The following is a 1,697-nucleotide window of genomic DNA, read 5'->3' on the forward strand; positions in this document are numbered from 1 at the left end:
GGTGCGCCCGTGGCAAGCGAGCAGCCGCAGCGATGATGCAATAAACAGGCATCGATCAACGACCCATGATTAAAGATTAAGGACCAGGCGCTTTTTGCCCGGTTTTTCTTATATGCAAAAATGTCGTGAACAAAGAAGTTCAATCGACATTTTTAAACTTATAGATGCGAAAAATTCGTTACAAATTATTCGAATATGTTATTATATATGTGGTGAATATTATTAACCATATACGTTAATACTTTCTCGTAAGGAGCTTTTATTTATGCTCGTGAAATATGAAAACAAAAAAATTGAGGATATTTGCTTCGATAAGAGAAAGATGGTTCAGAAATTAGGGCAACGACAATCAAAAAAATTAACACAAAGACTAAATGAAATTAAAGCATCAGATAACCTGGCTATTCTCTCAATGCTTCCAGCTCCAAGGTGTCATCAATTAAAGGGGAAAAGGGATAATCAGTTCGCTGTTGATTTAGTTCACCCTTTCAGGCTAATTTTTGAACCATATCATGATCCTATGCCATTAAAAAGTGATGGTGGATTTGATTTATCAAAAATTACGACCATATTAATTATTGAGGTGGTTGATTATCATGACTAATCAGAATGCTTATGATTGTGACCTTGATTTTATTGTCACCCCAGGAGACACTTTGCTGGAAACTATCGAATCATTGGATATTACTCAGGCTGAATTAGCACGTCGTACCGGACGTACCGTTAAATTGATCAATGAAATAATCAAGGGAAAAGCTCCTATTAGTGCTGACACAGCAATTCAACTTGAAAAGGTTTTGGGAATTCCCGCTTCTTTTTGGAACAATCTTGAAAAAAAATATCAAGAGGAAATTTCTGAATGTAAACACAAGAAAGAACTTGAATCATGTACGGGTTGGCTGAATAAATTCCCAATAAAAAGCATGATTAGAGAGAAATACATTAATAAGATGGACAATGATGTTGATCAATTATCAGAACTGCTCAGTTTTTTTGGGGTTGCTTCCCCAAAATCATGGGATACGTTATGGGATACTAAGGTGCAGTTCAGACAGTCTCCAACGTTTGAAAGTGATAAGTATGCTGTCATTACCTATCTTCGAAAAGCAGAAATAGAAGCTACGAAGATAAAGTGTTCGCCATATGATAAAGAAAAATTTAGTACGGCAATTAGTGAATTACGAAACTTGACGAATGAAACAGATCCTCAAAATTTTGTTCCTCAATTAATAAATACATGCGCCGCTGCAGGTGTTGCAGTTGTGTTTTTACCAGAACTGAAAGGTACACATTTAAGTGGGGCGACAAAGTGGCTTTCGCCTAATAAAGCTATGATCGTTTTAAGTTTAAGGCATAAACGTAATGATCATTTATGGTTTACCTTTTTTCATGAATCAGGCCATGTTATATTACATGCTAAAAAAAAGGTCTTTATAGAGAGTAATAAGCATTTACCAGAAGTTAACGCGGAAAAGGAAGCAGATAATTTTGCGGCAAACGTATTAATTCCTAAAGATGAATATAAATCCTTTGTCGAGAAACATGGTAGCATTATAAGTGCTAGAGATGTCGCTTCATTTGCCAAAAGTATAAATATTCATCCTGGTATTGTGGTGGGACGACTGCAGAGGGATGAGGTTATTCCATACAGGAACTTGAACAGATTAATTATTTTTTATAAATGGGACGAATGGGGA

General features: G+C 35.7%; 2 protein-coding genes. Both read left to right on the plus strand.

Features of this window, described 5'->3' with window-relative positions; genetic code table 11:
• The first annotated feature begins 265 nt into the window (after window positions 1-265).
• Complete coding sequence (locus tag SIN01_RS14600; protein ID WP_010024789.1) at window positions 266-604, plus strand: type II toxin-antitoxin system RelE/ParE family toxin; 339 nt, start codon at window positions 266-268, stop codon at window positions 602-604.
• On the plus strand, window positions 597-1,697 hold a 1,101-nt coding region (locus SIN01_RS14605; RefSeq protein ID WP_141306169.1), incomplete at its 3' end, for a HigA family addiction module antitoxin. The genes SIN01_RS14600 and SIN01_RS14605, both read left to right, overlap by 8 nt.

The organism is Sporolactobacillus inulinus, from assembly GCF_006539285.1.
GTDB lineage: Bacteria > Bacillota > Bacilli > Bacillales > Sporolactobacillaceae > Sporolactobacillus > Sporolactobacillus inulinus.

Bases quoted from the DNA above. Each gene is read 5' to 3' on its own strand.
- SIN01_RS14600 (WP_010024789.1), top strand. From the start codon at position 266: ATGCTCGTGAAATATGAAAACAAAAAAATTGAGGATATTTGCTTCGAT.